This window comes from Pseudomonas sp. CAU 1711 (assembly GCF_039888625.1).
In the GTDB taxonomy this organism is placed as follows: domain Bacteria; phylum Pseudomonadota; class Gammaproteobacteria; order Pseudomonadales; family Pseudomonadaceae; genus Aquipseudomonas.
This window is the reverse complement of the sequence record NZ_JBDQQT010000016.1, coordinates 119,558-125,832: the sequence shown is the minus strand read 5'-3', so window position 1 is coordinate 125,832 and position 6,275 is coordinate 119,558. Positions and strand designations below refer to the sequence as shown.

Below are 6,275 nucleotides of genomic sequence, written 5' to 3'. Positions count from 1 at the left end.
TTGCGGCGGCCAGAAACACCGAAATGAGCGAGCCATCTGGTCGATTTTGACCCACTGGCCGCTTTCAAAGTTGGCGAAGGCCGAAGTCAGCCAGAAAAACCGGTCTAGTTCAGACCTTCCCTAATACCGAACAGTTCCATCGGGCTGCAAAATCGACCAGTTGCTGGAGTGCGTTACGAACGTCGTTTGCCCGATGCATGTCGCCAGACACGAGCGAAACGATGGGATCAACCAACAGTAGAGATACGCCGCCAATTTGCTCTGCACGCTCATTGAGCAGCGAGAGATCTCGGGCAGGGTTGAATGGCTGGAGTTCTCCGTGCTCGTTCTGGCGTCCGCTGACGAAAAAAACCGAGTTTAGATTAGCTCCTGCTGCAATCAGGCGCGGAGTGAGTGTGTCTTCAATATCATCCTCTGCGGACCATATAAGCGTTTTGCCGGCCCCATGGCTTGGGGTTCCATCTGGCCACGCCGCTCCAATAGAGTTAATCGCCGCTAGAGATAGGGCCAAGGTTGTTTTGCCGCATCCACCTGCGCCGGCGAGGATGCTGATTTTTCCACGAGCTATCCATTTATCCCATAACCAAGAAATTGGCTGCGGCCGCACGTCGGCGGCGGAAGTCAGAACTGCTTGATATCTGCTCATTCGACGCGGCCCTCGTTCGAAATAATCTGAGCTATCTCTGAGGTTACAAAGTAAGAGCGGCGACCGACTCTTCTTCGCGCTTTGCGCAGAGTTTCAGCGGCAGGCTCATTGCTCTTATTGAGCCATTGCCGGAGCGATTCGCTCGGCCGATGGAGCACGTCAGCCAGCATGTCGATTGTCAGTATCGCGCCATAACGTGCTTCCAGGGTTTCAGTCAGGGTATGTGCTCGCGAGCTCATCGTGTTGCTCCGTTGTGTTAATACCCCTAATAGCTGGTAGCGAGTGAACAAAAACGGGTAAAAACCGGTAATCACCCGTAAAAATAGGTAGTTACCTCGCCCTGTGCGAGGGCCTTGAGAGCCTGCGTACCTTGCACATCTTGAGCCCCTTGAGCGTCTTGCCGTTGGCGAGCTGCAGTTTCTCGCGACAAAAAAGGGGGCCGTAGCCCCCTTTGGTGTTCGCTCTGTCAGCGTTTGATTCGATCAAGTATGTCGACCAACGTTTCTCCGCGTAGGTGTGTGTACCGCTTTAGCATTTGCATGGATCTGTGCCCGCTGATCGCCGCTGTCTGCTGATCCGTAACCCCAGCGGAAATCAGTCGACTGATAGCTTCGTGCCTGAGGTCGTGGAATCGAAAGTCAGACATTCCGAGGCGTGTTTTTATGTCTCGCCAGGGCTTGTTGAAGATATAAGGACGACGTACGTCGTCCCGGCCGGGCTCTCCGAAGAAAACGAGACTGGTGTCCTTGGGGCGGGGGAAGGCCAAGGCAAGCCGCATGACTTCCGTTGCGCGCTTGCTCAGGGGTACGAGCCTTACATCCCCATTCTTGGTGTCTGGCAGCATGATGACGCGCCTTTGCAGGTCTATTTGCTCCACAGTGATACCTGAGACCTCTCCCAGGCGCATAGCGCTTTCTAGGGCCAGTTCTACGATCCACCCTAGAAAAGGGTTTGGATAGGCTCTAACTGCTTCCAGTAGCCTGGCTTCCTCATCTGCCCCAAGGTGTCGATTTCTCCCTCTACCAGGGCTGGGTTTGCGTACGCCAGTGATCGGATTATGAGTCAGGCCAATGTGCCACTCCTGGATCGCCGTGGTGAACAGGTGGCTTAGCAGCGCAAGCTCGTGACGCACGGTGCTAGCGCTGACCTTGCGCTTAGGTGTGGAGGGGTTGTTCGATTTGGCTTGAGTGTTCTCATTGAGCCGCTTGTCGCGGTAACCAGCGATCACGTTTGGAGTCAGTGCGGCGAGGGAGTAAGAGCCGAGGATCCGAATCAGAGGCTTTGATTTTGTTTTCTCTGACTTTTGAGTGGACTCGCTCTTGGTGGGGGAGACCTCGGCTAGGTAGCGCTCCATCGCCATTCGCAAGGTGGTTTTTTCCGAGGCTACGCGATGAATATAAACGCGACGGCTCATCTCATCTTCCACGCCCCTGGCCCAGTTTTCTGCATCCTTCTTCAGTCGGAAGGTCTTGCTGACGGTGGGGTAGCCTTTGCGGCGAATGACGGCTTTGTGTTTGGTGCCTCTTTTGCCGGGAATATCTTTGATCGTTGCCATTCCTTCATCCCTCGATCTGATGGGAGCGGCCAGGAACCACTTTGGGCGCATCTGGCAGCATCGAAGGGAATAACTGGAAGTTAGTGAACAATTCCTGTGGGCGACGCTGGTTGAAGAGGGCGCGATTAAGCTTCGAGCGTTCGGAAGAAATAACGCCGCTATGGGGGCTAAGCGCGTGTGCTTTGAATTGAGACTGGGGGAGGGGGCTTTCGGGGATTTTCATCGCTGCTCCAGGGGCTGAGCATCGGCAGTGCACCGAAACTGTACCTCTGGAGCAAGGAACTAGACTTAGCGTTGCACTAAGCCCTTGAAATTCTTGGTGCCCAGGGACGGAATCGAACCGCCGACACGGGGATTTTCAATCCCCTGCTCTACCGACTGAGCTACCTGGGCAACGGGGCGCAATTAAACGGATTTGGCTTTGCAGTGTCAAGCGAGAGAATGAAAAAAATTTCAGTGCAGACGGGCGGTTACGAAATTTCCGAGGGGCGCGGGCCGTTTTCGGCCCGCGTTCGCATCAGGCGCTCGGCGGCACATAGCCGTCGGCTTGGGCGTAGTCCTGGCCGGAGAGGAACTTGTCCATCTCGGCCTGGAGGAACTTGCGGTCCTCGGCGTTCATCATGTTCAGCCGGCGCTCGTTGATCAGCATCGTCTGGTGCGCCTGCCATTCGTCCCAGGCCTTCTTCGACACGTTGTCGAAGATGTCCTGACCCTTGGCGCCGGGGTAGGGCGGGCGGTCGAGGCCGGGCAGGTCCTCGTTGTATTTGCGGCAGTGCACGGTACGGCTCATGACTCTTCTCCTGCATTCAGTTCTTGCGCGGCTCGCTTGAGGAGCTTCTTCACCGGGGCGGCCAGGCCCAGGCGCGGCGGGCTGGCGAGGTTATACCAGAGCCAGTCGCCCTCGGCCACGGCGGCTGCCGGCTGCTCCACGCGGATCAGCCAGGGTTCGATGGCCAGCTGGAAGTGGCTGAAGGTGTGGCTCAGTCCGCTCAGTGCATGGCGCTCGCCGAGTTGCAGGGCGTGCCGTTGCGCCAGCTCGTCGAGGGCGCTCAGGTCGTCCAGTTCCGGCAGGCTCCACAGGCCGCCCCACAGGCCGCTGGAGGGGCGCCGGTAGAGCAGGATGGCGCCCTCGCGATTGGCCAGCAGCGGCATCAGGGTGCGTTTCTGCGGCAGGGCCTTGCGCGGCTTGGGCTCGGGGAAGGCGCTCTCGCGACCGAGCAGGTGGGCGCGGCAGCCTTCGCGCACCGGGCACAGCAGGCAGCTGGGCTTGCTGCGGGTGCAGAGGGTGGCGCCCAGGTCCATCATCGCCTGGGTGTAGTGATTGACCCGCTCATGCGGGGTCAGTTGTTCGGCCAGTTGCCATAGCTGCTCGGCCACCTTGGGTTCGCCGGGATAGCCGTGCTGGGCCTGGTAGCGGGCCAGCACGCGCTTGACGTTGCCGTCGAGGATCGGCGCGCGCAGGCCCATGCTCAGGCTGGCGATGGCGCCGGCGGTGGAGCGGCCGATGCCGGGCAGCTCGGCGAGCGCCTCGACCGAGCGCGGGAATTCGCCGCCATGCCGCTCGACCAGCGTCTTCGCCGCCTTGTGCAGGTTGCGCGCGCGGCTGTAGTAGCCGAGACCGGTCCACAGATGCAGCACCTCGTCCTCGGATGCGGCTGCGAGGGCCTCGACCGTCGGCAGGGCGTCCATGAAACGATCGAAGTAGCCGAGCACCGTGCCGACCTGGGTCTGCTGCAGCATGATCTCGGAAACCCACACCCGGTACGGGGTGATGCCCTGCTGCCAGGGCAGGTCCTTGCGCCCGTGCTGGTCGTACCAGGCCAGCACGGCGCCGCTGAACTGCTCGGGACTCATCGGTTGAACAGGCCCTTGAGCGCGTCCTTGAGTTCCGGGCTGACCTTGTCGCCGAGCTTCTCCTCGATCTTCTCGCTGAGCTTGTTGCCGGCCAGCTTGGCGGCGACCTTGGTCAGGCCGTTCTTGTCCACGCGGCAGGCCTTGGCGCCGAGCTCCAGCGGGCCGCGGCAGAGCAGCGGCCATTCGATGCCGACATAGCGTTCGTTGACCTGGCAGGCCGGGTCCGGCATGGCGCCCTTGTCGCCCTCGATGACGATGCCGACGCGGTAGTCCATGCCCAGCACGCGCAGGTCGACATCGCCGTGGCCGTTGACCGTCAGGCCGGGGATGCGTGCCTTGAGGTCGGGGTTGCTGGCCACGCCGTTGCGCAGCTTGAGGCTGCCGCGCAGCTCCTCGAAGGGGGTGTCCTTGCCGCGTGGCTCGCCGGACAGCGACTTGCGGTTGAGGGTGGCGATGCCCTGGCACAGCTGCTGCTCCAGGTTGGCGTCGACCAGCACGCCGTCGCTCAGGGCGAAGTCGGCCTTGCCGTTCAGGGCGTCGACCCAGGCCTTCTGGCTGTTGCCCTGGGTGCGGATGTCGGCATTCAGGTCGAGCCTGCCGCGCAGCGGGGCCTTCTCACCCTGGGCCTCGATCAGCTTCTCCACGGGGATGCGCCTGATCTGCGGGCGGGCGCTGAGCACGGGCACCTGGGGGCGAGCGTCGAGCTGTGCGGCGAGCGCGAACTCGCCGCCGTGCAGGTCGCCGCGCAGCTCCTGCAGGTCGATCAGGCCGCCCTTGGCGCCGGCCTTGAGGCTGGCGGCCTCGATCGGCAGCTTGCTCAGGGTCAGGCGGTCCAGACGCAGGGCGGCCTGGATATCCAGCTTGCGCAGGGTCTCCAGCGGCAGCATGGGCTGGCTGCTCCAGGCCTGCTGGGTCGGCGCGTCCGGCAGCGGCGTGGTGCCGCTCTTGCCGGCGGCGGCGACGGCCTGCTTGACCTCGCTCTTGCGCGCGGCGCCGGCGCTGGCGTCCTTGTCCTCGGGCGGCAGGTAGCGGTCGAGGTCGAGCTGGTCGCCCTTGAGCTGCAGGCGCAGGGCCTGCTTGTCGAGGTCGGCGATGGTCAGCTTGCCGGCGAAGCTGCTGTCGTCGAGCTTCAGCGCCAGGTCGTCGAGGACGATGCTGGTCGGTGTGCCGGCCAGACGGGTGGACAGCTCGACGCGGCTCAGGGTGTTCGGGTCGCGCATGGCCGGCAGGGCCACACCGAGGCCGTCGAGGAACTCGCGCAGGTTGAACTGCGCCAGCGACAGACTGCCTTCGAGCTTGGCGCTCTTGTCCAGGTCGCGCAGCTTGAGTTCGCCGAGGGCGCGCAGCTGGTTGGCGGAGAGCTTGATGCCGGTCCACTCGGCGACCTGGGCGGACTGGTCGAGCAGCAGCTGGCCCTGGCTGGCGAAGGTCAGGGTCTTGCCGTTCAGCGGCTCGCCGGAGGCTTCGCCGGCCAGCTTGAGGTCCTGCAGCTGGTAGCGCTTGAGCGCGCGGTCGAAGCGCAGCAGGCCTTGCAGCTCGGTCTTGGCGCGCAGCACCGGCTTGTTGCTGGCGAGGAAGGCCAGCAGCTTGATCGGGATGTCGGCGCTTTCGCGGATGGCGCCGGTGGTCAGCTCGATGCCCTCGGCGCTGAACTGCTGGCCGTGCTGGGCGTCGTGGTAGTCGATGCGCGAGTTGCTGATGCTGAGGCTGTCGATATCCAGCTTGAGCGGCTGGCCGCCCTGCTGCGCCGGCGCCTCGCCGTTCTGCGCCTGGCGTTCGGGCGTGGTTGGCGTGTCGCTGGCGGCTTCGGTCTTGGCCGGGCGGCCCAGGCCTTCCCAGTTGCCGCGGCCTTGCTTGTCGCGCTGCAGGGTCAGGTTGAGGCCGTCGACGCGGATGTCGCTCATCTGCACTTCCTTGCGCAGCAGCGGCAGCACGCGCACCGACAGGCCGAGCAGGCGCAGGTCGGCGAAGGGCTGGTCCGGGGTGTCGGCGCTGGCCAGGGTGGCGTCGGTCAGCTCCAGGCCGAGCCAGGGGAACAGGCTCCAGCCGATGTCGCCCTTGAGCTGCAGTTCGAGGTTGGCCTTGTCGCGGGCCAGTTGCTGGATCTCGCCCTTGTAGTCGTTGGGGTCGAACAGGTGGGTGAGGGCGAAGCCGAGGCCGATGACGATCAGCAGCAGGCCGAGCAGCAGCAGCCCGAGGATTTTGCCGAAGGCTTTCATG

Annotated in this window: 6 protein-coding genes and 1 tRNA gene; all 7 read right to left on the bottom strand. The window is 63.0% G+C overall.

The window, feature by feature from the left end:
* Positions 1–109: 109 nt before the first annotated feature.
* Positions 110–646 (bottom strand): AAA family ATPase, encoded by a 537-nt coding sequence (locus AAFN46_RS17775; protein WP_347810026.1) that lies wholly within the window; start codon positions 644–646, stop codon positions 110–112.
* Between the two features lie 466 nt (positions 647–1,112).
* Positions 1,113–2,201, bottom strand: coding sequence for a site-specific integrase (locus tag AAFN46_RS17770; protein ID WP_347810025.1), 1,089 nt, complete (start codon positions 2,199–2,201; stop codon positions 1,113–1,115).
* Positions 2,202–2,205: 4 nt separating this feature from the next.
* The gene (locus AAFN46_RS17765) at positions 2,206–2,424 is read right to left on the bottom strand and encodes a hypothetical protein (protein ID WP_347810024.1); all 219 of its coding nucleotides are present in this window, start codon (positions 2,422–2,424) and stop codon (positions 2,206–2,208) included.
* A 94-nt stretch (positions 2,425–2,518) separates the two neighbouring features.
* Positions 2,519–2,594 (bottom strand) — tRNA-Phe (locus tag AAFN46_RS17760).
* A gap of 124 nt (positions 2,595–2,718) precedes the next feature.
* Positions 2,719–2,991 (bottom strand): oxidative damage protection protein, encoded by a 273-nt coding sequence (locus AAFN46_RS17755; RefSeq protein WP_068827459.1) that lies wholly within the window; start codon positions 2,989–2,991, stop codon positions 2,719–2,721.
* The gene (gene mutY / locus AAFN46_RS17750; RefSeq protein ID WP_347810023.1) at positions 2,988–4,055 is read right to left on the bottom strand and encodes an A/G-specific adenine glycosylase; all 1,068 of its coding nucleotides are present in this window, start codon (positions 4,053–4,055) and stop codon (positions 2,988–2,990) included. Before mutY ends, AAFN46_RS17755 begins: the two co-directional genes overlap by 4 nt.
* Positions 4,052–6,274: an AsmA family protein gene (locus tag AAFN46_RS17745; RefSeq protein WP_347810022.1), complete on the bottom strand. Its 2,223-nt coding sequence runs from the start codon at positions 6,272–6,274 to the stop codon at positions 4,052–4,054. Before AAFN46_RS17745 ends, mutY begins: the two co-directional genes overlap by 4 nt.
* Position 6,275: the final 1 nt, after the last annotated feature.

Excerpts from the sequence above, each read along its gene's own strand:
- AAFN46_RS17755 (WP_068827459.1), bottom strand. The coding sequence starts at position 2,991 with ATGAGCCGTACCGTGCACTGCCGCAAATACAACGAGGACCTGCCCGGC.
- AAFN46_RS17775 (WP_347810026.1), bottom strand. The coding sequence starts at position 646 with ATGAGCAGATATCAAGCAGTTCTGACTTCCGCCGCCGACGTGCGGCCG.
- mutY (WP_347810023.1), bottom strand. The coding sequence starts at position 4,055 with ATGAGTCCCGAGCAGTTCAGCGGCGCCGTGCTGGCCTGGTACGACCAG.
- AAFN46_RS17745 (WP_347810022.1), bottom strand. The coding sequence starts at position 6,274 with ATGAAAGCCTTCGGCAAAATCCTCGGGCTGCTGCTGCTCGGCCTGCTG.
- AAFN46_RS17770 (WP_347810025.1), bottom strand. The coding sequence starts at position 2,201 with ATGGCAACGATCAAAGATATTCCCGGCAAAAGAGGCACCAAACACAAA.
- AAFN46_RS17765 (WP_347810024.1), bottom strand. The coding sequence starts at position 2,424 with ATGAAAATCCCCGAAAGCCCCCTCCCCCAGTCTCAATTCAAAGCACAC.